We start from the raw sequence: 254 nt of genomic DNA, 5'->3' as shown, positions 1-254 counted from the left end.
CAGGTGGAGGAGATCATCGGCCAGGGGCAGCAGGCCCCGTCCGGTCACATCCCCTTCACCCCCCGTGCGAAGAAGGTCCTGGAGCTGTCGCTCCGCGAGGCCCTTCAGCTCGGCCACAACTACATCGGTACGGAGCACATCCTGCTCGGCCTGATCCGCGAGGGTGAGGGCGTCGCCGCCCAGGTCCTCGTGAAGCTGGGCGCCGATCTGAACCGGGTGCGGCAGCAGGTCATCCAGCTGCTCTCCGGCTACCA

Annotated in this window: 1 protein-coding gene; it reads left to right on the top strand. The window is 67.7% G+C overall.

The features are described from left to right. Window positions 1-254, top strand: a 254-nt coding sequence (locus tag F1003_RS19015) for a Clp protease N-terminal domain-containing protein (protein ID WP_235898432.1), incomplete at both ends; no start/stop codon positions are given.

The organism is Winogradskyella ouciana (genome assembly GCF_009709615.1).
Classification (GTDB): domain Bacteria; phylum Bacteroidota; class Bacteroidia; order Flavobacteriales; family Flavobacteriaceae; genus Winogradskyella; species Winogradskyella ouciana.
Note: the sequence above shows the minus strand (reverse complement) of the source record. Positions and strands in the feature narration are given on the sequence as shown.